24 protein-coding genes are annotated in these 21,824 nt (G+C 31.2%); all 24 read left to right on the forward strand.

Annotation, left to right across the window (positions count from 1 at the left end; all coding sequences use genetic code 11):
- Positions 1-52 precede the first annotated feature (52 nt).
- Complete coding sequence (locus OCU47_RS03855; protein WP_261827272.1) at positions 53-2,038, forward strand: glycosyltransferase; 1,986 nt, start codon at positions 53-55, stop codon at positions 2,036-2,038.
- Positions 2,039-2,055: 17 nt separating this feature from the next.
- Positions 2,056-3,078, forward strand: a complete 1,023-nt coding sequence (pseG, locus tag OCU47_RS03860) for a UDP-2,4-diacetamido-2,4,6-trideoxy-beta-L-altropyranose hydrolase (RefSeq protein WP_261827273.1) — start codon at positions 2,056-2,058, stop codon at positions 3,076-3,078.
- 260 nt (positions 3,079-3,338) lie between these two features.
- Positions 3,339-4,529: a UDP-4-amino-4,6-dideoxy-N-acetyl-beta-L-altrosamine transaminase gene (gene pseC / locus OCU47_RS03865; protein WP_261827274.1), complete on the forward strand. Its 1,191-nt coding sequence runs from the start codon at positions 3,339-3,341 to the stop codon at positions 4,527-4,529.
- Between the two features lie 14 nt (positions 4,530-4,543).
- Positions 4,544-4,723, forward strand: a complete 180-nt coding sequence (locus OCU47_RS03870; protein ID WP_261827275.1) for a YjfB family protein — start codon at positions 4,544-4,546, stop codon at positions 4,721-4,723.
- Positions 4,724-4,835: 112 nt separating this feature from the next.
- Positions 4,836-5,696 (forward strand): flagellin N-terminal helical domain-containing protein, encoded by an 861-nt coding sequence (locus OCU47_RS03875; RefSeq protein WP_261827276.1) that lies wholly within the window; start codon positions 4,836-4,838, stop codon positions 5,694-5,696.
- Positions 5,697-5,982: 286 nt separating this feature from the next.
- Complete coding sequence (flgB, locus tag OCU47_RS03880) at positions 5,983-6,375, forward strand: flagellar basal body rod protein FlgB (RefSeq protein ID WP_261827277.1); 393 nt, start codon at positions 5,983-5,985, stop codon at positions 6,373-6,375.
- Between the two features lie 6 nt (positions 6,376-6,381).
- Positions 6,382-6,789, forward strand: a complete 408-nt coding sequence (gene flgC, locus OCU47_RS03885) for a flagellar basal body rod protein FlgC (RefSeq protein ID WP_261827278.1) — start codon at positions 6,382-6,384, stop codon at positions 6,787-6,789.
- Positions 6,790-6,823: 34 nt separating this feature from the next.
- Positions 6,824-7,132: a flagellar hook-basal body complex protein FliE gene (gene fliE, locus OCU47_RS03890; RefSeq protein WP_261827279.1), complete on the forward strand. Its 309-nt coding sequence runs from the start codon at positions 6,824-6,826 to the stop codon at positions 7,130-7,132.
- Positions 7,133-7,150: 18 nt separating this feature from the next.
- Complete coding sequence (fliF, locus tag OCU47_RS03895; protein ID WP_261827280.1) at positions 7,151-8,731, forward strand: flagellar basal-body MS-ring/collar protein FliF; 1,581 nt, start codon at positions 7,151-7,153, stop codon at positions 8,729-8,731.
- A gap of 5 nt (positions 8,732-8,736) precedes the next feature.
- Positions 8,737-9,750: a flagellar motor switch protein FliG gene (gene fliG / locus OCU47_RS03900; protein WP_261827281.1), complete on the forward strand. Its 1,014-nt coding sequence runs from the start codon at positions 8,737-8,739 to the stop codon at positions 9,748-9,750.
- Positions 9,734-10,498 carry a FliH/SctL family protein gene (locus tag OCU47_RS03905; RefSeq protein WP_261827282.1) on the forward strand — a complete coding sequence of 255 codons (765 nt, stop codon included), beginning with the start codon at positions 9,734-9,736 and terminating at the stop codon, positions 10,496-10,498. Before fliG ends, OCU47_RS03905 begins: the two co-directional genes overlap by 17 nt.
- Before the next feature lie 10 nt (positions 10,499-10,508).
- Positions 10,509-11,819: a flagellar protein export ATPase FliI gene (gene fliI / locus OCU47_RS03910; RefSeq protein ID WP_261827283.1), complete on the forward strand. Its 1,311-nt coding sequence runs from the start codon at positions 10,509-10,511 to the stop codon at positions 11,817-11,819.
- A gap of 4 nt (positions 11,820-11,823) precedes the next feature.
- Positions 11,824-12,258: a flagellar export protein FliJ gene (gene fliJ, locus OCU47_RS03915; RefSeq protein ID WP_261827284.1), complete on the forward strand. Its 435-nt coding sequence runs from the start codon at positions 11,824-11,826 to the stop codon at positions 12,256-12,258.
- A 24-nt stretch (positions 12,259-12,282) separates the two neighbouring features.
- Positions 12,283-14,025 (forward strand): flagellar hook-length control protein FliK, encoded by a 1,743-nt coding sequence (locus OCU47_RS03920; protein WP_261827285.1) that lies wholly within the window; start codon positions 12,283-12,285, stop codon positions 14,023-14,025.
- 17 nt (positions 14,026-14,042) lie between these two features.
- Positions 14,043-14,759 (forward strand): flagellar hook assembly protein FlgD, encoded by a 717-nt coding sequence (locus OCU47_RS03925; protein WP_261827286.1) that lies wholly within the window; start codon positions 14,043-14,045, stop codon positions 14,757-14,759.
- Entirely contained in the window at positions 14,759-15,175 is a 417-nt protein-coding gene (locus tag OCU47_RS03930; RefSeq protein ID WP_261827287.1) for a TIGR02530 family flagellar biosynthesis protein, read from the forward strand. The genes OCU47_RS03925 and OCU47_RS03930 overlap by 1 nt, the downstream gene beginning before the upstream one ends.
- A gap of 80 nt (positions 15,176-15,255) precedes the next feature.
- Positions 15,256-18,021: a flagellar hook-basal body complex protein gene (locus OCU47_RS21815; RefSeq protein ID WP_261827288.1), complete on the forward strand. Its 2,766-nt coding sequence runs from the start codon at positions 15,256-15,258 to the stop codon at positions 18,019-18,021.
- Between the two features lie 78 nt (positions 18,022-18,099).
- Entirely contained in the window at positions 18,100-18,291 is a 192-nt protein-coding gene (locus OCU47_RS03940) for a flagellar FlbD family protein (RefSeq protein WP_261827289.1), read from the forward strand.
- Positions 18,292-18,306: 15 nt separating this feature from the next.
- A complete protein-coding gene (locus tag OCU47_RS03945; RefSeq protein WP_261827290.1) occupies positions 18,307-19,119 on the forward strand; it encodes a motility protein A in 813 nt (270 codons plus the stop codon).
- Between the two features lies 1 nt (position 19,120).
- Entirely contained in the window at positions 19,121-19,840 is a 720-nt protein-coding gene (locus OCU47_RS03950; protein ID WP_261827291.1) for an OmpA family protein, read from the forward strand.
- Between the two features lie 4 nt (positions 19,841-19,844).
- Entirely contained in the window at positions 19,845-20,354 is a 510-nt protein-coding gene (locus tag OCU47_RS03955) for a flagellar basal body-associated FliL family protein (RefSeq protein ID WP_261827292.1), read from the forward strand.
- A gap of 16 nt (positions 20,355-20,370) precedes the next feature.
- Entirely contained in the window at positions 20,371-20,748 is a 378-nt protein-coding gene (locus tag OCU47_RS03960) for a flagellar biosynthetic protein FliO (RefSeq protein ID WP_261827293.1), read from the forward strand.
- Positions 20,745-21,533, forward strand: coding sequence for a flagellar type III secretion system pore protein FliP (fliP, locus tag OCU47_RS03965; protein ID WP_261827294.1), 789 nt, complete (start codon positions 20,745-20,747; stop codon positions 21,531-21,533). Before OCU47_RS03960 ends, fliP begins: the two co-directional genes overlap by 4 nt.
- A 10-nt stretch (positions 21,534-21,543) precedes the next feature.
- Positions 21,544-21,813: a flagellar biosynthesis protein FliQ gene (gene fliQ, locus OCU47_RS03970; RefSeq protein ID WP_261827295.1), complete on the forward strand. Its 270-nt coding sequence runs from the start codon at positions 21,544-21,546 to the stop codon at positions 21,811-21,813.
- The last annotated feature ends 11 nt before the right edge of the window (positions 21,814-21,824 follow it).

The raw sequence follows: 21,824 nt of genomic DNA on the forward strand, positions 1-21,824 counted from the left end.
TTTATACTATTAATAATATAGAATAAACAATGAAAGTGATTGGAGAAAAGAAATGAATGATAAAAAGGTATTGTTAGCCTTATACCATGATTCAGCTGATAATCATATGAATATATTAGAAAGATTTGATGGGTGGAAGTATCAAGTGCATGTGTTTGATAATGTAGATATCCAAGCAGCTGGTGATATAGAATTAAAACCTATTTTATGGAAAATATTAAAAGAAAATCCGAAGAAGTATGAAATAAGTATTATTAGTGATATAGAAAAACTTATTTTGGATTTGCATAAAAAGCACAGTTGGGATTATAATTCATTTATTTTTGATAATAATACAGAAGTAAATCAATGTACTGCTAAATCAAACAATGACAATGTATGTGAACTTAACTTTAATTTGTATTCGTTGAAAAAGTGGGAGAAATGCAACTATAGTAATATATTCAATCAATTAGCGGATTTTGAATTTTCATTTAGTAAGTTAACTAACTTTTTAAATTCTGCTGAGGAAATAAGTGATGATTATGATGAATTACTAAGTAACTATTATAAAGTTGATTATAAGGCAAATAAGATTAAAGAATATATTTTAGATTTAGATAGAAATACTATAGATAATATAGAAAAAACTATTTGTGAAAAGTTTAATGCTGCTAATGAATTATTAAAAATATATTTATCCTCGTTTCTATTAAATACATTTAAAAAATCTGAATATGCAGAAATGATATTAAATACTGCTATCAATTCTAAGTCTTTAGATGCTAATAATAGATTTTTTATTAGGTATCAGCTTATATCTGCAGGTTTTACTGATATTAATATCAGTAATGCAGTGCGGGGAGAATTGCAAAAGCAGTTATATGATAAAGTATTTGAGGAGTTCTCTCAAAATGTTGGAGAATATAAGTTTATACCTAAAAAGAAAAGAAATGAAGATTTAGTGTTTGTTATTACAAGTCAATTTTTGACTCTAGAACATGGACCAACCAAAACAGCTTTAGATAGGTGCTATAGTTTGATTAAGTACATGAATAAAAGAGTTATTCTTATAAATACTGCTGAATTATTGACTGCTAGAGGTATTGTAGCAATGAATAACATAACTTTTGGAAGCAATATTGCTGAATATACTAAGTTGGATAAGTTTCCATACAAGGATATAGAAGTGCCATATTATCAACCCAATTGTGCAATGCCAGATGTAAGCGAGTGTATAAATATATTGAACTTGGTTAAAAAATATAAACCTTATATGATATTTAATATAGGTGGTAATAGTGTTGTAGCAGACTTGAGTTCAAAGATAGTTCCTACAGTTACAATATCAACTGCAGGGGGATATGCTGTACCCCCTTCTAAGGGGCAATTCTTTGTCATAGGACGTAAACCAACAGAAAATGATTATAATCAGGTGATTTCTCAAGGGAATAAGAAAGAAGCCTTGATTGAAAGTTTATTTACATTTGATTTGAAGGCACAAGAGCATGAATATACACGAAAAGAGTTTACTGTACCAGAAGATAAATTCATAATAGCCATGATAGGAGGAAGACTACAAAGAGAAGTAGATGAAGAGTTTTTAGATATTTTAGATAAATTAGCTTTAAAAGGCGCATTTATTGTTTCTATCGGAGGGTATAATCTCAGTGAAAGGCATCAGTTAAAATATATTAATTTAAAAGATAATTTTAAAGATTTGGGATTTCAAGAAGATATACTAGCCTGCATTGAGCAAGTAGATTTGTATATAAATCCCAATAGAATTGGAGGCGGAACTTCAGCTGTAGAAGCTATGTATAAATCAAAGCCTGTATTAGCTCTAAACCATGGAGATGTATCAATTCTTGTAGAAGATGAATTTACAGTTGATGATTATGATGAAATGTTAGAAGTAGCAGATAAATATATAAATGATAGAAACTTCTATGATGATAAAAGCAAAAAGGCTAAAAAGAGAGCAGCAGAATTGATGGATACAAAAAAACACTTTAGAAATCTATATAACACAATAGAATCCAGTCCATTATTTAAGTAATTAGGAGTAAATTAAAAATGAAGATTTTTATCAGAGCAGATGGTGGGAATTTTATAGGACTTGGGCACATAATGAGGATGCTGGTTTTAGCAGAGGAATTTAGTAAAAAACATGAAGTGATTTTTCTTTGTAGAATTGCTAAGATACAAGAAAAATATAAAGCTGGAATTGACAAAATACAAGAGGGTGGATTTAAAGTTCTTAAAATATCTGAAGATGATGTTGTTAATGACATTATAAAATTACAGATACAGCATAAAGCTAAACTTTTAATTACAGATAGTTATGAAGTAAACGAAGAGTATTTCGTGAAGTTAAAACCATATTTTGATTTGACTTGCTATGTAGATGATGTAAATAAAGGTAAGATGGATGTAGATTTTATAATAAATCAAAATATGTATGCTCCTAATATGGACTATTTTAATAATATAAACAGTAAGACTAAGCTTTTTTTAGGAACTACTTTTTGTATGTTAAGAAAAGAATTTAGAGAAACATATAATAAGAAGGAAATCCGAAAAAAAGTAAAACATATCCTATTGACTCTAGGTGGTATGGATAAAGATTTTAATACTGTAAAAATACTTAACCAGATTTCAGAGTGCTCTCAAACTATTCATGTAGTTATAGGCAAAGCTTTTCAAGAAAGTATTAAAATAGAGCTAAAGCAAATTGCAGAAAAAAAACATAATATTATTTTGCATGAGGATGCAAATATGTCTCAATTAATGATTGAGTGTGATATTGCTATAGCAGCTTGTGGCTCTACTCTATACGAACTTTGTGCCATGAGAGTGCCAACAATAGGAATAGTTGTGGCAGAGAATCAAGAACTTTTAGCTGACATAATGAAAGGACAAGGCGTCATTATTGATGCAATAAATTCAGATGAATTAGAAAACTGTAATATTAAAGCTTTATTAATGGAAGCTATACAGAATAATGAATTGAGAATGAATATTATAGAAAAGCAGAAAGTATTGGTTAATGTTAATGGTGTAAGTAAACTTGTTCGGGAAATTGAAGGATTATTTTAATGATTTGAACTATAGACAAAGATTAAAGTTGTTACCTCTTCATAATTCTCTCCTAGTGCTTACTTATTAACTCTAATATAAAATAGAGTATTAATTAAAATTTATATATTAAAATATATTTATAGATAACTATATAACCATATAAAAAGATAAATAGTTATATATATAAATATTTATAGTATTAATGCGGATTTGCAGATACTTAAATTTTATATGGTTGTTTAATAGAATAAGTAAAATTTAAAATAGAGGTGGAAAGTATGAAAGAATTAGCTATAAATGGTGGTGAACCTATAAGGAAAACTGTTTTATCTTATGGAAGACAAACCATTGATGAGGACGATATACAAGCAGTAGCAGATACACTTAGAGGAGATTATTTAACTACAGGTCCTAAAGTGAAGGCTTTTGAAGAAGCTGTGGCTAAATATGTTGGAGTAAAATATGCAGTAGCAGTATCAAATGGAACTGCAGCTTTGCATGTAGCCTGTTTGGCTGCAGGTATTGGTAAGGGTGATGAAGTGATAGTTCCGCCAATAACTTTTGCTGCTTCAGCAAATTGCGTTCTTTATTGTGGGGGGATACCGGTTTTTACAGACATAGAGGCTGCTACGGGAAACATTGATGTAAGCAAAATAGAAGAAAAGATAACAAGCAAGACTAAGGCAATAGTAGCTGTAGATTTTACAGGTCAATCAGTAGATATAGACAAAATAAAAGAAATAGCTAAAAAATATAATTTAATTGTTATTGAAGATGGAGCTCATTCTTTAGGCAGCGAATATAAAGGTGAAAAGGTTGGTACAAAAGCAGATTTAACTACATTCTCTTTTCATCCGGTAAAACCTGTAACTACTGGGGAAGGTGGAATGATAGTAACTAATGATGAGAAGTTATATAGTAATTTAATACTTTTTAGATCTCATGGTATTACAAGAGAAGAATCGTTACTAGTTGAAAATCATGGGCCTTGGTATTATGAACAATTAGAACTTGGATATAATTATAGACTTCCTGATATTAACTGTGCTTTAGGATTAAGTCAATTAAATAAGATAGATGCTTTTATTGCAAGAAGAAGAGAAATAGTAAGAAGATATAATGAGGCATTCAAAGATATAAAGGAAATTGAGATACCTTTTGAGCATGAGTATTCAAATTCAGGATGGCATCTATATGTAATCAGATTAAATCTACAAGAATTAAATGTAGGAAGAAAAGAAATTTTTGAAGCACTTCAAAAAGAAAATATAGGTGTAAATGTGCATTATCTACCTGTGTATTTACATCCGTATTATAAAAGAATAGGTTACAAAGCAGGTTTATGTAAAGAAAGTGAAGAGTATTATAATAGAATAATAACTTTACCATTATTTCCATCAATGAAAGAGCAAGATATATTAGATGTAATTACATCTGTTAATAAAGTAATTAACTATTATAAGAAGTAAAGGAGGTGAGGTTAATGGATGTTGGAGCACTATCAATGGCTATGAGTCAAAATTCAATAGCTAATGCAGTAGATTTATCAGTAATGAAAATGGCTATGAATTCAGAAAATGAAACATCAACAACAATAGACAAAATGATGTCCAATATGGCTGTTGATCCTAATCTAGGAACTCTTTTAGATAGAAGAGCATAAGGCATCTTCAAAAAATAAAAATTAATATATTGATTTATATTAAGAAATATAATTTATAAACGATATATATAGAAGATTTTTGTGAATTATTTTAAAAGAGTGGAGTGAGCATATGAGATTAAATCATAATTTAAATTCTTTAAATATATATAGAACGTATACTAAAGATTTATCAGAGCAATCATTAGCTTTAGGAAGAATTTCATCAGGAAGTAAGATAAATTCTGCTAAGGAAGGTGCAAGTCAAATTGGACAGAGTGAACTTTTAAGAGTTCAGATAAGAGGACTTCAAGCAGCTCAAAAGAATACTCAAGATGGAGCATCAATGATGCAAACTTTTGATGGTGCACTTGATTCCATTACTAGTGCTTTAGATAGAATTAAAGAACTTACTGTACAAGCAGGAAATGGTTCTTATACTCCAAGTGAATTATCTGCGATACAAAAGGAAATTGATCAATTAAAGGATCATGTTAATACCACATCTAAAGATACAGAATTTAATGGTGTGAAGTTATTGGATAATAAAGGATCGTTTTCGACAGATGATCCTGTAAATTTTAATATGATGTCAGGAGCTAATGTTGGTGAAAATATAAAAATTCCAATGTATAATTTAAAAGCAAATTTACTTGGAGATAAAAAAGGCAATACACTAGATAAATTAGATGTAACAGATCCTTCAAAAGCAGATTCTAATATGTCAGCAATAGATAATGCTTTGAAGCAAGTAATACAAGTAAGAGGCAAATATGGTGCGTTACAACAAAGATTTGAATCAACAACTGATAATTCCGGTCAATTTGAGCAGACATTGCAGGGGGCAGAGAGTAGCATAAGAGATGCTGATTTAGCTGAGGAGATGTTAGGATATTCCAAGAGTGGCATATTAGTCAAATCTTCCATTGCGATGATGGCGCAAAGTAATAACTTTCCACAAGAAGTTCTACAAATATTACAAGGCATAAAGTAATTTGTTCTATAAGCAAGAATTCTCCAGATAAAGGATGATTCTTGCTTTTTTATATAAAAAAAGGAATATAGAAACGACAAACATTCTTTATGTATGCAAAAATTTAGTTTTTTACTATTATATAATAATAAAAATAATTAAAATAATTAAATTTTAATATATACAGAGATAATATTTATGTATTATAATATATTATGATAATCAAAGTAGCTAAGCAAAAAATATCTATATACATATAGTGATATAGAAATAATAATAAAATAGAGTTTAAGGAAGGAGAACTATTATGAGTATTAATAGGATAGATTCAGATACATATACTTATAATTTGATTAAAAGAGGACTTGATGCTACATCAATAAGAGGACAAGTTATATCTAACAATATGGCTAATATTAATACAGCAAATTACAAAAAGTCTAATGTATCATTTGAAGATTCACTTAAAGATGTTACTGGTGATATGGAGCAGGATGGTTATGTGCAAGATGATTCAAATAGTCTTGGGACAATTACTGTGCAAAAAGATAATAGTACAAGTATGAGATCTGATGGCAATAACGTAGATTTAGATGTAGAAAAAGTTAATCAGGCTGCGAATACAATGATGTATAATGCGTTAGTTACAGAAGCAAATAATAGATTAAATATTACAAAGTCAATAATTGCAGGAAGGTAGTAGAATATGAGTGATTTATTTAGAGCTTTAAGAATAAGTGCCAGTGGACTTTCAGCAGAAAGACTTAGAATGGATACAATATCTTCAAACATAGCCAATGCAAACACTACTAAAGGTGCGGATGGGAAACCTTATGTAAGAAAAGTAGCAGTTTTTCAAGAAAACTTAGATGATGCTATGGGAATGAATGGTGTAAAAGCTGTTAAGATTGAAGAAGATAAATCTGCCTTAAGAAAAGAATATGATCCTACAAATCCAGAAGCAGATGCAGATGGATTTGTTACAAAACCAAATGTAAATATATTAAATGAAATGGCAGATATGATCGCAGCAACAAGATCATATGATGCGAATACAGATACATTGAATGCAAATAAAAGCATGTTCATGAAAGCATTAGAAATAGGAAAGTAGTGGAGAGTAAAGTATACGTAGGGGGAATTAAGAAATGATAGTTAATAGGTTTGTGCCTAGTTCAGAGATATTTAATACAAAGCAAAGCACTGAAAATAATACATCTACGGGGAGCCCTATAGAAAGTTTCAGTGAAACTTTAAAGTCTAAATTAGATGAAGTTAATCAAAAGCAAATAGATTCTGATGTTCTTGCAAATAAATTAATAAAAGGTGAAGATGGCGTAAATATTCATCAAGTTATGTTAGCATCAACAGAAGCTAGCATGTCAGTGAATTTAGCTATACAAGTTAGAAATAAGTTAGTAGAAGCCTATCAAGAAATATCAAAGATTCAATTGTAATATTAAGGAGGCTTTTAAGTGGACAAACTAAAAGGAATAATAACGAAGATACGAGAAAAAGTAAGTGGATTAAAGAAATCCATGAAAATAGCTTTGATAATTGGGATTGCAGCTGTTTTGATAGGATTGATTTCACTTATATTTATAAGTAGGTCTAATAAGTATGCTGTCCTTTTTTCTAACCTTCCAGCTAAAGATTCACAGACGATAATTTCTAAGTTGACAGATCAGAAAGTTGATTATAAGGTTGATGGAAATACTATTTATGTAGCAAAAGATAAGGCGAGTGAATTAAAGCTTAAATTATCTCCTGAGTTATCTGGAGGCAGTGTAGGGTATGAATTGATGGACAGTCAAAGTTCTTTTGGAATGACTGATGAGGAATTTAAAATAAAGAAGCAAAGAATGCTAGAAGGTGAAATCGAAAAGACAATAAAGAGCTTTAGCAATGTAGACAGTGCTATAGTACATATAACGCCATCACAAGATTCAGTTTTTGTGAAAGATAGTCAACCAGGAAAGGCTTCGGTTGCTATTAAAATAAAAGCAGGTGCAACTTTAAGTAAGGATCAAGTAAAATCTATAGTAGCACTAGTTTCTGCAAGTACTGAAAACATACCAAAAGAAAATGTACAAGTTGTAGATGATAAAATGAATCTTTTATCACAAAACTTATATTCTGAAAATGGTGAGAATGCTGATTCTCAAACAGTTGAAAAGCAGAAAACATTAGAAAGCAATTATGAAAGTGGTTTAGAGAAGAATATTAAAGAACTTTTACAACCAGTATTAGGTAATGGAAAAGTTACAGCGAAAGTTACTGTAGATATGGATTTTGATTCAACTCAAAAAACTGTAGTAACACCAGATCCAAATAAAGTAATTAATAGTCAAAAGACTATAAGGGAAACTAATGGTAATGGTTCGGGCACTACAACAAATAGCAGTAGTACAGTAGATAATAACATGAGTAACACTATAAGTACTAATGGGAATGGAACAAGTACTAAAGAAGAAAATGATACAACATATACTGTTGGAAATACAGAGGTTAAAACTATTACTGCACCAGGAGAAGTGAAAAGAATTACTGCTTCAGTTGTAGTTGATGGACAAATGGATGCTGCCACAACAAAGGCAATTCAAGATTTAGTTCAATCAGCAATTGGATATAAGCAGGATAGAGGAGATCAGATTAGCGTTGTTGGAATGGCTTATAATCAAGCAGAAAAGACACAACTACAAAAAGAATTTGATCAAATTAAATTAGATGAACAAAATGCTGCAAAAACAAAGATGTATATGATTTTAGGTGGAATTGGAGTAGTTCTGTTAGGAGGAATTATTTTCTTCATAATAAAATTAAAGAAAAAACGTGATTTAGAAGAGGCATTAGAAGAAGAAGAGATGGAAAAACAACATTTATTAGATGTTACATTGAATGAAAAAGTACAACCAGAAGAAGTATTTGAACCAATTAATTTCGAAACTAAGAATCAAAAGAATCATGTCGAGGAAGAAATAAAGAAATATGCAACAGAAAAACCAGAACAGGTAGCAGACATAATTAAATCTTGGTTAGTTGAAAATGAGAGGTGATAATAATGACCAAAGAAGGTAAATTAACAGGAATACAAAAGGCAGCTATATTGTTTATTACTCTTGGTCCAGAGGCTTCTTCAGCAATAATTAAGAGATTGCCAGAAAGTGAAATACAAAAAATAACTTATGAAATAGCTAATATAACAACAGTTTCTTCAGATATAAGAAAGGAAATATTAGATGAGTTTCTAGCTATGAATCAAGCTAGAGATTATATAAAAGAAGGCGGATTAGATTATGCAAAGGTTCTTCTTGGAAAAGCTTTAGGTCAGCAAAAAGCACAAGAAATTTTAGAAAAAGTTTCTGAAGCAACTCAACAATACAGACCTTTTGCTATAGCAAGAAGGGCAGATGCGCATCAATTAATAAATGTTATAGCTAATGAGCATCCACAAACTATCGCTTTAATTTTATGTTATCTTCAATCCGATAAGGCAGCTCAAGTTATTGCTGAATTACCAGAAGATTTACAAAGTGATGTGGCATATAGATTGGCTACAATGAGCAGTACTTCACCTATGGTAGTAAAGGAAATAGAAAAGGTTCTTGAAAGCAAGTTATCTAGTGTAGTTAGAACTGAAACTACTGTTATAGGAGGTCTTCAAACTATTGTTGATATTCTTAACCAAGTTGATAGAACTACAGAAAAGAATATTACAGAAGGACTTGAAAGAGAAGATGCTGAGCTTGCTGATAAAATCAAGAGCTCAATGTTTGTATTTGAGGATATCATTCTTCTTGATGACGTTGCAATTCAAAGAGTTCTTAGAGAGGTTGATAATAAGGAACTTGCTCTTGCACTTAAGGGATGTTCAGAAGAAGTTGCAAATGCTATATTTAAGAACCAATCTAAGAGAGCTGCTGCATCTTTAAAAGAAGATATGGAATATCTAGGTCCAGTAAGAATTACAGATGTTGAAAAAGCTCAACAGAAGATTGTATCAATTATTAGAAGGTTAGACGACGCTGGAGAAATAATAATTTCAAGAGGTGGAGAAGATGCAATCATCGTATAATGTAATAAAGAACACTAATGTTATTACAGCTGGTGAAAAAGCCATAGTTACAGAGTACGAAAAAAAGGTAAACCGATTAATTGAAACAGAAGGTGGACAAGTTTGTACCGAATCAATAAATTTAGAAGATTATAGAGCTATGGCAGATAAGATAGTAAAAGCAGCAAGTGATAAAAGAGAGTCTATTATAAGTGAAGCTAATATTCGTGCAATAGAAATTGAACGAGAAGCTTATGAAAAAGGATATACTCAAGGAAATCAAAATGGTTACGAAGATGGGCAAAAAGCTGGTTACAATGAAGCATATGAAAATAATATAGAAAGAGCATTAGAAGAAGCAAATAGAATAATAGAAAATGCAAACTCTATTATGTTAAGTGCCAAAAAGGATTATGAAGCTTACATGATTGAAAAGAAAATGAGCATCATTGAATTAGCGATGCAGATTGCCAATACAGTTATAAGAAAAGAATTAGAGACACCAGAGGGAATAACCCATATGGTTGATGAAGTTATAGAAAAATCTAAGAATTCTAAATCATTTGTAATAAGATGTAATGAAGTTCATGTGGAGGAGCTTAACAGCAAAGTTGAACTTTGGAAACAAACTTATGCTCAAGAGGCAAGTATTTTTATTGTAGTTGATAAATTATTAGATCCAGGTAATGCAATAATTGAAAAGGAAAATGGAAAAACCACAGTAGGAATAGATATAGGCTTAGAGAAAATAAGAGAAGAAATTTTCTAAGGGTGATAACATGATAGATATAAATTATGAAAGCTTAAAAAGTACAATTAGAAACACAGAAACTTATTTTAATGAAGGTAAAGTTGTAAAAGTAATAGGTCTTACTATTGAGGTAGAAGGTATAACAGCTTTTGTAGGGGAGCTATGTACTATATATAACGAGAAAAATAGGGCTATAAAATGTGAAGTGGTTGGATTTAAAGATGGATATGTTATCTTAATGCCTTTAGGAGAGTTAATTGGTATTTCTGCAGGATGCAGAGTAGTACCAGAAAACAAACCATTAAGCGTTAAATGTGGTGATGATCTTCTAGGAAAAATTCTTGATGGTTTGGGAACTCCTTTAGATGGACAAGAAATAAAATTCGGAGAAGATTATCCTCTGGAAAATGAACCTCCAGATCCAATGAAAAGAAAAAGAATTAAAGAAATCATGCCAACAGGAGTAAGAGCTATTGATGGATTCTTAACCTGTGGAGAAGGTCAAAGAATTGGTATATTTGCAGGTAGTGGTGTTGGTAAGAGTACAACCTTAGGTATGATAGCAAGAGAAGCGGAAGCAGATGTGAATGTAATTGCACTAATAGGTGAAAGAGGTAGAGAGGTTCTAGATTTTATTGAAAAAGATTTGGGACCAGAAGGTATGAAGAAATCTGTAGTTGTGTGTGCCACTTCAGATCAACCAGCTCTTGTTAGACTTAAAGGAGCACTTACAGGAACAGCTATAGCAGAGTACTTTAGAGATAAAGGAAAAAAAGTGATTCTGATGATGGACTCAGTTACAAGATTCGCTATGGCGCAAAGAGAGGTTGGTCTTGCAATAGGAGAACCTCCAGCAACTAAAGGATATACTCCTTCAGTATTTGCAAAGCTTCCTAAACTTATGGAGAGATCAGGAACATCAGAAAGAGGTTCTATTACAGCATTTTATACAGTTCTAGTTGATGGTGATGATTTCAATGAACCAATAGCGGATGCTGTGAGAGGTATACTAGATGGACATATAGTTTTATCAAGAGCCTTAGCTCATAAAAACCATTATCCAGCTATAGATATATTAAATTCAGTTTCAAGACTTATGCCTAGCATTGCAGAAGATATTCATAAAGAAGCTGCCTCTGCAGCAAGAGATTTATTGGCAACATATAAAGAATCAGAAGATTTGATTAATATAGGAGCTTATGCAAGAGGAAGTAATAATAAAATAGATAAAGCTATTGCATATAATGATGCTTTAAATCAATATTTGAGACAAAAGATTGATGAGAAAACAACCTTTGATGATAATATTAATGAATTAGTAAATATGTTTAGAGGTTAGGAGTATGGAGAAAGCATTTAAATTTAAATTAGAAAAGGTACTGGAAATAAGACAAGAAAAAGAAAATGAAAGTGTAAGGCTGTTCAAGAAAATCCAAGAAGAGAAGCTTAAGGTCGAAAATGAGATAAATGATCTTAATGAGAAGTATGAAAAAAATAAAATTTTGAAAAAGAATGAAAATGCGGCCTACCAAAAAATAAAGAGAAATTACATAAATGCATTAAACAGAGGAATTAAGCAAAAAGAAAAAGAACTTGCTGTAAAAGAAAGTGAATTAGAGATTAGAAGAAATGATTTAAAAATAAAACAAATGGAAAGAAAGACAGTTGAGATAATCAAGGATAAGAGATATGCACAGTTTGTAGCAGAAGAGAATAGAAAAGAGCAGGTTACTATAGATGAGTTAGCATTGTATGCTTTTCTAAGAAAAGAACAGTAGATATTGAAAGGAGGTGAAAAAGCAGTGGATATAGTAAATAATATTCAAATTTCAGTAAATACAACACAAACTTCTAATGTTAATGCTTCAAGTTCAAAAAGCAATGAAAATGATAATTCAAAATCATTTAAGGAAGTATTAGATGAGAGTACAAAGAGTAGTAATGCAAATGGTGGTAATTCTAAAATTGCTAGTGATTCCACAGTAAGCAATACAAATTCTATTTCTCAAAAAGATGATACATCAAATTCAGAGACAAAAAATGCTGATAATATTTCAACTGATGCAAAAAATTCTACGAAAGTAACTGCAAAATCTCAAAATGATAATGTAGGAGTAGATGAGAAAACAGTTGAAGACGATGATAAGAAAGTAGTATCAGTTAAAGATGTAGAAGAAAGTATGGAAACTATACTTGCAGAGCTTCTTCAAGCGTTACTTGTAAAAGCAGATAGTAGTTCAAATAATGTCAAGATTTCTAATGAAGGTTCTAAAGCAGAAGAAGGTAATGTGGTTGCTACTGACTTAAAAGTAGCAAATGTTAATAGCTCAATAGAGCAAGCATTACAACAATTGTTGAATTCTTCAAATTCAGATTTAAAAGAATTTGCTAAGAATATGTTAGAGTCCTTTAAAGAATTAAAAGATTCAAATACAAATACAAATACAAATCTAAACACAGATGTATTAAATGTTACTTTAGCAAATAATGCAAATGAGCTGCTACAACTTTTAAACAGTGATGCTTCAGTTAATATTCAAGAGTTATTAAATGGCAGTGCAGATACCAATATTCAAAAGTTACTTAATAACAATTTGAATACAGGTGATGGAAAAAAAGTTGAAGGTTTGCACGAACAATTTAAAAATGCTTTCGATAAAATTTCAAAATTAATAGAGCAAGTGACTGCTAAAGGAGAAAATCCACAGCAACTTGTAAGTTTAAAAGAAACTCTACAAACAATAAAGACTTTATTACAAACTGTAGATGCAAAAGTTTCTAGTAAGGATTCTGCTAATGATCAGAATTCTACATTTAAGCAAATTATATCGGAAATAAGTAATAAATTAACTAAGATTGATGAAGTAAAAGCAAATCAAAGTGATAGTAATTTTGACCCTAATCAATCTAACAATAAATCAGCTACAAAAAATAACTTTTTAAGTACTGATTTAACAAAACAAGCAGAAGGTTCAAAAGAATCTAAGGATGATGAAGTATTGAGCAAAATACTAAATAACGATAATGATAATTCAAAATTTAGTAATATAGCTAATAGATTAACTGAATTCAAGCCTCTTGAAAATCTTGAAAAGCTAGAAGAACCTATAGTGAACAGAAACACAATGGCGCAGGATATTGTAAAATCAGTTAAGTATATGCAATCAAATGATATGAGAGAACTTACTGTAAAAGTTAACCCAGGAACTCTTGGAGAAATAACTATTAAATTAGTGGCTCAAGGAGATTCTATGAAGGCTAATTTGCAAGTTTCATCAAAAGATACTTATAACTTAATTAATTCCCAGGAAATAAAGAATGCATTAAACAATGAAAATATTAAGATTACGGAAGTGAATATATCACTTTACAACGAGGATACAACCTTCTATAGAAATGAGTCAAGCTTTGGCCAACAATTATCAAAAGGTAATAGTGGAAATAAAGATAACTCAAATCAAACAAATACGAGTTTATCAGGAGAAATTTTAGACGAAGATGAAGCTGAAGATACAGGATTATCAAGTTTAAATATTTTTGTATAGAGAAAGGAGAATAAATTATGTCAGACTTTATGGATGCAGCTAAAACTTATGCTACTGGAACCTCTAGAGCTACCACACGAGGAACTCCAATTAGAAAGCCGGGAGAAGATATGGATAAGAATGCTTTTCTAAAGATTTTATCAGCAGAGTTAAGCAATCAAGATCCAACAAATAACCAAGATTCTACACAATATGTAGCTCAACTTGCTCAATTTTCAAGTTTAGAACAGATGCAAAACATGACATCTACAATGACAAATTCATCATATAACTCATTACTTGGAAAAGCAGTTACTCTTAAAGAAACAGATCCAGCTGGAAACCCGATTTCAGGAATAATTAGAGCAGTAACTAATAGTGGAAATACTCATACTATCAGTGTAGAATACAACAACAATGGACAAAATGCAGTAAAGGATTTTGATGTATCAGATATCAAATCTACATTATATCCAAGAGATTATACTTTAGATGGTATAAGTAATATATATGGAAACAGCACTTTCTCGCTTGCAACATCATTTATTGGCAAGAATATTGAAGCAGCAGATACAGATGCTAATGGTAAAAGCATTAGCTATAGTGGAACAGTTATTGGAGCCGTTAAAGATAATGGTGTAGTAAAAGTAAATGTGAAACTTTCAGGTTCAACAGAAATAAAACAATTTACCCTAGACAAGATTAACAAAGTTGAATTACCATCAGATACTACAAGTAAAAGTACAGGCAACTAATGGGATATAGAATAGTTAATGGACAAGTTTATTCTGTAGGAAAAATAAATGTTGGTAGTACTCAACAAGGTATAGATTCAGTATCAGGTAAGAATTTAAATCAAAAAGTAAAAGATGCAAACTTCTCAGAATTATTAAAAAATGAAATTAGTAAAACTAGTCATAATGCAGGATATACCATTTCAAATCATGCGGCAGAAAGGCTTAAAGGAGTTCAGTTTAGTTCGGAAGATTATAATTCTATTGCTACTGGATTAGAGAAGGCTAGGGAAAAGGGTTCAAAGAATACCTTAATGTTGTATAAAAATATGGCTATAGTGGCCAGTGTTGAAAATAATACTATAATAACCGCCATTGATAATGAAAGAGCAAAGGATAATGTTTTTACAAATATCGATAGTGTAGTAATTTTATAGAGCTGGACCTTATATAAGGGGGCTCATTCTTGTGGAACGATAGAAGCAAGATAAATAAACAAATTTATGGAGGTCACAATATGTTAAAATCAATGTACTCAGGAATATCTGGTATGAAGGCAAATCAAACAAGAATAGATGTAATAGGTAATAATATAGCAAACGTTGGAACAACTGCGTTCAAGTCATCAACAGCTAAGTTTCAAGATATGCTATCTCAAAATATAAGTGATGCTACAGCACCAACAGCAACTCAAGGTGGTTTAAACTCACAACAAGTAGGTCTTGGAGTTCAACTATCAAGTATAGATACAGTAATGACTCAAGGAACTTTAAATTCAACAGGAAGAGCTCTTGATCTAGCTATTGACGGAGATAGCCAATTTTTCATGGTAAGTAAGGGACCTTCAATATATGGAGATTCAACACTTCAAGTAAGTCATAGAGCAGGTTCTCATGGAATAACAGATCAGTCTTTAGCAAACTCAGGTTCAGAAATGATGTATACAAGAGATGGATCATTTATTCTTGATCAACAAGGAAATCTTCTTACATCAAAAGGATATAGAGTTTTAGGATATGCGGTAACAAATGATGATAATGGATTAGCACCAACTAGCAAGAGTCCATCAGATATTGGTGCTTTTGATATGAACTTTAAGTTAGGACCAGGAACGCAATTAAATGGATATAAATTCACTTTGGGAACAATTAGTGCTGGTACAGCAACATCTGCTGATATAGATACAGCTTCTAAAACTATAGTTGTAAATGGAGACTTTACTACAGATTCAACTTTAACAGCAGACCAAGTTACTAGTGCAATTAATAAAGGATTATCAGGTGTAGGAATTTCTCAAAGAGTTACAGCTTATAATCCTCCACATAAGTATGACAATGTAAATACTAAAGCTATTTCAGGAGGATCAGATGCAACAGCTCCAAACACTGTAAGTCTTGCTGGCTTTACATTTAAATTCACTGAAGGATCTGGTTTAAATGGGTATTCTCTTGAACTAGGAAAGATAAACCAAAGTGGACAAACTACTGCTAGTCTAATTACTTCAGGAACAAAAATGATAAAAATAAATGGTGATTTCTTAACTTCAGGGAATGTTTCAATAGAGTCCTTAAGACAAGCTATAAACGATGCATTAAAGACTAATGGTATTTCACAAACAGTTACTGTTACAGGACAAGAATCCACACTTTCACAGTTAGTTACAAAGGCTGATAATGCAGGTACTAAGCAATCAGCACCAGGTGGAACATTTGGAACTTCTCCTTCAATAACCTTTGGAATGGTTTCAAGCGGAACAAATTTATTATCAAATACAGGAGCAACAAGATCTTATTCAGCAGATGGAACAAAAGGATCTCAACTTAATGGATATACTTTTGAAATTTCACAAGATTCTACCAAAGATGCAGCCACTGCTCCTGCAGTATCAATAGATGCAAGTTCTAGAAAAATAAAGGTAGTTGTTTCAACTAACACTACTTCTGGTAGTACGGTTGCTGATTCCAATACAATATCAACTGCAATCAATGATAAATTGTATGATAGTGGTATACAAGATGTTCAAGTTACTTCAGTTGGTTCAGCTACAACCAGCGGTTCGGTGACTATTACTGCTAATACTGCCACTTCAAATACTTTAGGGGTGGATTTAGCATCACCTTCTACTGTTAATTTAAATGGTCTTAAAATCACCTTACCAAAAGGTGTTGATTTTAATAATACAAGTATAAAAATTGTAGATATAGATGGACCTGATGCTGTTAATTTTGTACCAGCTACAGCCACTACTGGTACACCTGTTCAAGAAATACAAATTTCATCAAATTTCAGAGACCCAAATGTAGACATTACACATTTGGAAAGTCTTATAAATGATAAATTAAAAACATATTATAGTGCTAGTTCATTGTCTGATTCTCAATCAGTTAATATTCAGGGTAGTCCAAAAGCGATAACTGGCTTAGATTCTAATTCAATAGATGGTGGTGCTGATCTTAAGGCACCAGTGCAACCAGACAAGCCTGTTTTCGGTATGAATTTTACAATAGGGGCTGGATCAGCTTTAAATGGATACCAAATAACTATAGGAAAAGTGACATCAGGTACACAAACTTCTGCTAAGGTAGATGAAGCAAGCAAAACAATATCAATAAATGGTGATTTTACATCAGGTACATTAACAACAACTGAAGTTCAAAGAGCTATAGCATCAGCACTAAAAGATAAAGGTATCGATCAGACTATTAAGGTTTCATCAGCAGGTGCAATAACAACATTAACAGGAATTCCGTCAGACGAAGCAGCGGGTGGTACTCCTATCGAAAGTTTAGATGCAGATGGAAATGTTAGTTTTATTGATGGAAGTAAGAAACCAAAGGCTTTTGATGGAACATTAAAATCATTAAAGATTCCAGATAAGATTAAGATAGCAGGTACAGATACTGAATTAAAGGTAAAATCATTTAGTATAGATAGTACTGGTGTTATTAACTGTGCTTTAGAGGATGGTTCTACAGCAGCTGTTGGACAAATAGCTTTAGCAAGCTTTAAGAATCCAGAAGGTTTACAAAAGCTTGGTGGAAATTTATATACTAAATCAGCCAACTCAGGAGATGCTATTGTTAAAAGTGGTCTTGAGACAAAAGGTGATGATAATTCAAAGGGATTTGGACAAGTACTTGGGGGAATGCTAGAATTATCAAATGTTGATTTAGCAGCTCAATTCACTGATATGATTACAGCAACTAGAGCTTTCCAAGCATCAGGAAAGATGATAAATACTGGTGATGAAATACTTCAAGAAATCATAAACTTAAAGAGATAGTTAAATAGATAAGAAATTCTGTTATGAGGATGTTGCCATTTGGTAACTTCCTCATAATAAATAATTTGGAGGGGTATTATGATAGAAGTTACAGGATTAAACAATGAAAGTTTCATATTAAATGCAGAACATATTGAAAAGATAGAAGAAGTTCCTGAAACTGTAATAACATTAACCAATGGAAAGAAGTATCTAGTAATAGATTCTTCTGATGAAGTTGTAAGTAAAGTTATCTCATATAAAAATAAGATTTTTAATATGAAGTTTTAGGAGATGAAATTTGAAATGAAGAAATCTGATACCTTAACTCCAATAGGCATTATAGGTGGAACTATATTGATTCTATTTGGAATGAGTATAGGGGGGACTGATTTAACTGTATTTTATAATCTGACAGCTATTTTAATAACTGTCGGAGGTTCTTTTTGTGCATTAATTATTACATATAGCTTGGAAGAGCTTAAAGATATCGGTAAAATATTCAAGCAAAGCTTTAAAAGAGATAATACTTCTTGCAAAATCATTTTAAGCCAATTTATAGGGGTATCAAAAAAAGCAAGAATTGAAGGTTTACTTTCTTTAGAGGATAACCTTGTGGAATTTCAGGATTCTTTCATGCAAAAGGGATTACAGATGGTTATTGATGGAGTTGAGCCAGAGGTAATAAAAGAAGTAATGAATCTGGAAATTGACGAAGCTGAAGCTAGGCATAAAGTAGGAATCAACATATTTAAAACTTGGGCTAATTATGCTCCTGCATTTGGGATGATAGGTACTCTAGTAGGGTTAATTCAAATGTTAGGGTCAGGTATGTCAGATGTGTCAAGTATAACTATAGGTATGGCAAAGGCGCTTGTTACAGTTTTTTATGGAGTTCTTTTGTCAAACTTGTTGTTACTTCCAACAGCACAAAATTTAAATGTAAAATCCGAAAAAGAAACTAAGGTAAAAGAAATGATGCTTGAAGGTATTTTACTAATACAATCTGGTGCAAGTGCAGGGATTATAGAAGAAAAATTGATAGCCTATTTATCACCAAAGGAAAGATTAGAACTTATAAAAGAAAAAACTGCACTAAAACAAGAGGAAGTGATATAAAATGGCTAGAAGAAAGAAGAAAAGTGGTGATGATTTTACGGAGAATCTGTGGATTAATACTTATTCTACCTGCATTACTGTAATACTTGCTTTCTTTATATTTTTGTTTTGTATCACAGAGAAAGAACAAAAAAAAGTTGATTTTGTAGCTGCAAAATCTAAAGGAACATATTCACATAATAACTCTATATCTGCAGCACAGAATAATATGAACTCAAATAACAATTCAAAAGATGGAATAGATAATAAAGTAGACACATTAGAACCACAAGATATGTTTAAAATAGTTGAAGATTATGTTAATAGCAATTCAATGAAAAATGATGTTGAAGTGAAAAATGATAGTAGAGGTGTGATAATACAAGTAAAAGATAGTGTATTATTTGAATCTGCTAAGGCAGATTTGATACCAAGTTCAAAAGACTTGCTAGATAGAATTGCAAAATTTATAAGTCAGGTGAAGAATAATATTGAAATAGAAGGGCATACAGATAATGTGCCTATAAATACCTTTAAATTTGAAAGCAATTGGGAACTGTCTACAAACAGGGCCGTTAATGTATTAAGATATTTTGTTGAATATAAGAAATTAGATCCTAAAAGATTTGGTGCTGAAGGATATGGTGAATATAGACCTTTGGTTAGTAATGATACACCAGAAAATAGAGCCCAAAATAGAAGGATAAATATAATTATACTAACATCAAATAAGGGGGAATAATAAAATGGCAAAGAAAAAGAAAGAAAAAGATACTGAAGTAAAATCAGGTGGAGGAAGTATAAAGTTTGTTATAATATTACTTATATCGATATTACTTGTAGGAGGAGGAGTAGGTGGAGGAGTTTACTTCTTAATGAAGGGTAAACAAGACTCTGGAACTACAACTAAAGCTGTAGCAGTAGTAAAACCAGCTTACTTTGATTTAGGTGAATTTGTAGTTAATTTAACAGGAGATAGAAACACTAATAAATATTTAAAAACCAGTCTTAAGGTTAGTTATGATTCTACTAATAAGGATTTAGCAACAGAATTAACAGAATTGCAACCTGAGCTTAAGAGTATAACCCTTGAATATTTACAATCTAAGAAACAAGAGGACTTTTTTGCAGCTGCTCAAGCTACAGATGCTCATTCATTAGAAATAACTAAAAAACAATTAGTTGAATTGCTTGATAAAAAGTTGACTAAGGGTAGATTTATAGAAGTACTTACTCAAGATTTAATTATCCAATAGGAAAGAGGAGATAGGGTTGGCAGATCTATTGCTAGAATTTATAAAGGTTATAATAGCATTAGCCATAATATTATTAATGATATACTTGTTGGCTAAGTTTGGAAACAAAACTATGGACTCTCCAGGAAGAAGCAAACAGATAAAAGTAATTGAAAAAGCACAAATATCAAAGGAAAATTCAATAATGATAGTTAAGATAAGGGGAAAGGGATATGTAATGTCTTGTAACCCTAAGAAAGTTGAAATATTGGATGAGATATCTAAAGAAGAAATTGAAGATATGGAAGAAGAACAAAAGAAATATAGAGAAGAAATGATGAATAAATACAATGACGTAGCTTCTAATTTAAAACAGAAGCTACGTAATATAAACTTTAAAGGAAGAGGAAAATGAAGAAGAAATGGAAGGTCTTATTAGTACTGTGTTTAACCATACTAGGGGTAGTAATTGCAACCTATGTTAATTCTAAAACAGCACAGGCTGCTCCAAATACAACAGGAATACCTAATGTAAATATTTCAGTAGACGGAAAGCAGAGCACACCTAAGGATTATGTATCTAATATCAAATTACTTATATTTTTAACTGCTCTTACGTTATTGCCGTCATTTTTAATAATGATGACATGCTTTGTAAGAATAGTAGTTACATTTTCATTTTTGAAGAGTGCCATAGGTGCTCAGCAGGCTATACCTAATCAGGTAATGGTAGGTCTTGCATTATTTTTAACAGTATTTATAATGATGCCTGTTTATAATCAAATTAATGATTCAGCCTTTAAACCATATATGGAAAATAAGATAACTCAGCAGGAAGCTATTGATAAAGGCTCCAAGCCTTTGAGAGAGTTTATGCTTAAGCAAACAAGGCAGAAAGACTTAGAGTTGTTTTTGGAAGCTGGAAAATATGATAGATCAAAAATAACTAAAGATAATGTTCCACTAACAGCAGTAGTACCAGCCTTTGCAATTGGAGAATTAAAGAAAGGTTTTGAAATAGGATTTTTAATATACTTACCATTCTTGATTATAGATATGGTTGTAGCCAGTGTGCTTATGTCTATGGGTATGTTCATGTTACCTCCAGCAATGGTGTCTTTACCATTTAAGTTATTGTTATTTGTTATGGTAGATGGATGGTATTTGTTGGTGAAATCTCTGATCTCAAGTTTTATGTGAGGTGATTTAAATGTCAGAAAGTATGGTCATTGGAATAATAAAGGACACAATGATGACATCTCTTTATGTGGCAGGGCCATTTTTAGTTGTAGGATTGGTAATTGGTTTAGTGATAAGTATATTTCAAGCAACTACTCAGATCCAAGAGCAGACCTTAACTTTTGTACCTAAGTTAGTAGGAATAGCATTAACAGGATTACTTTTGGGAAGTTTTATACTAAGTAAGGTGGCACAATTTACTGAAAGAATTTTTAATCTTATAGCATCCATAAGTAAATAGGAGGAAGAAAC

The organism is Clostridium sp. TW13, assembly GCF_024345225.1.
Classification (GTDB): domain Bacteria; phylum Bacillota; class Clostridia; order Clostridiales; family Clostridiaceae; genus Inconstantimicrobium; species Inconstantimicrobium mannanitabidum.

Bases quoted from the DNA above. Each gene is read 5' to 3' on its own strand.
- fliE (WP_261827279.1), top strand. From the start codon at position 6,824: ATGATAGTTAATAGGTTTGTGCCTAGTTCAGAGATATTTAATACAAAG.
- fliG (WP_261827281.1), top strand. From the start codon at position 8,737: ATGACCAAAGAAGGTAAATTAACAGGAATACAAAAGGCAGCTATATTG.
- OCU47_RS03870 (WP_261827275.1), top strand. From the start codon at position 4,544: ATGGATGTTGGAGCACTATCAATGGCTATGAGTCAAAATTCAATAGCT.
- pseG (WP_261827273.1), top strand. From the start codon at position 2,056: ATGAAGATTTTTATCAGAGCAGATGGTGGGAATTTTATAGGACTTGGG.
- OCU47_RS21815 (WP_261827288.1), top strand. From the start codon at position 15,256: ATGTTAAAATCAATGTACTCAGGAATATCTGGTATGAAGGCAAATCAA.
- OCU47_RS03905 (WP_261827282.1), top strand. From the start codon at position 9,734: ATGCAATCATCGTATAATGTAATAAAGAACACTAATGTTATTACAGCT.
- fliQ (WP_261827295.1), top strand. From the start codon at position 21,544: ATGTCAGAAAGTATGGTCATTGGAATAATAAAGGACACAATGATGACA.
- fliI (WP_261827283.1), top strand. From the start codon at position 10,509: ATGATAGATATAAATTATGAAAGCTTAAAAAGTACAATTAGAAACACA.
- OCU47_RS03945 (WP_261827290.1), top strand. From the start codon at position 18,307: ATGAAGAAATCTGATACCTTAACTCCAATAGGCATTATAGGTGGAACT.
- OCU47_RS03855 (WP_261827272.1), top strand. From the start codon at position 53: ATGAATGATAAAAAGGTATTGTTAGCCTTATACCATGATTCAGCTGAT.
- OCU47_RS03950 (WP_261827291.1), top strand. From the start codon at position 19,121: ATGGCTAGAAGAAAGAAGAAAAGTGGTGATGATTTTACGGAGAATCTG.
- OCU47_RS03940 (WP_261827289.1), top strand. From the start codon at position 18,100: ATGATAGAAGTTACAGGATTAAACAATGAAAGTTTCATATTAAATGCA.
- pseC (WP_261827274.1), top strand. From the start codon at position 3,339: ATGAAAGAATTAGCTATAAATGGTGGTGAACCTATAAGGAAAACTGTT.
- fliP (WP_261827294.1), top strand. From the start codon at position 20,745: ATGAAGAAGAAATGGAAGGTCTTATTAGTACTGTGTTTAACCATACTA.
- flgC (WP_261827278.1), top strand. From the start codon at position 6,382: ATGAGTGATTTATTTAGAGCTTTAAGAATAAGTGCCAGTGGACTTTCA.
- flgB (WP_261827277.1), top strand. From the start codon at position 5,983: ATGAGTATTAATAGGATAGATTCAGATACATATACTTATAATTTGATT.
- fliJ (WP_261827284.1), top strand. From the start codon at position 11,824: ATGGAGAAAGCATTTAAATTTAAATTAGAAAAGGTACTGGAAATAAGA.
- OCU47_RS03955 (WP_261827292.1), top strand. From the start codon at position 19,845: ATGGCAAAGAAAAAGAAAGAAAAAGATACTGAAGTAAAATCAGGTGGA.
- OCU47_RS03925 (WP_261827286.1), top strand. From the start codon at position 14,043: ATGTCAGACTTTATGGATGCAGCTAAAACTTATGCTACTGGAACCTCT.
- OCU47_RS03930 (WP_261827287.1), top strand. From the start codon at position 14,759: ATGGGATATAGAATAGTTAATGGACAAGTTTATTCTGTAGGAAAAATA.
- OCU47_RS03875 (WP_261827276.1), top strand. From the start codon at position 4,836: ATGAGATTAAATCATAATTTAAATTCTTTAAATATATATAGAACGTAT.